Raw genomic sequence first — 361 nt, forward strand, 5'->3', positions numbered from 1 at the left:
AGGTTGACCTTTACCATGTAGGATAGAAACCTCGTTCCTTTATTGGCTTTAACAATTTTGGACTTATCCTTACTAATCGTAAGGTTCAGGTCCTGCTTTAGCCATTGCGTTACTTGGTCTTTGATGTTATACGCCTCATTATATTCTCCCCTAACGCCAATGATAAAGTCATCAGCATAACGGCTATATTCAACTCTTGGTTTTAGATTTAGGTTGATGTGTCTGTCAATAATCCCCAGATTATGGTGCTGGTTTTTAATCCGTGCTTTCTTATATTCTGGGTTACTCTTCCTAATTGGTCTTCCTAATTTAATCAGTTTCTCCATTTTCAAGTCGATGTAATGTAAATATACATTCGCCA

General features: G+C 37.1%; 1 protein-coding gene. It reads right to left on the bottom strand.

Features of this window, described 5'->3' with window-relative positions:
* A partial coding sequence (locus KHD59_RS02440) for a reverse transcriptase domain-containing protein (RefSeq protein ID WP_269091044.1) occupies positions 1-361 on the bottom strand: 361 nt, incomplete at both ends.

It is taken from the genome of Sesame phyllody phytoplasma (genome assembly GCF_018390775.2).
In the GTDB taxonomy this organism is placed as follows: Bacteria; Bacillota_I; Bacilli_A; order Acholeplasmatales; family Acholeplasmataceae; genus Phytoplasma; species Phytoplasma australasiaticum.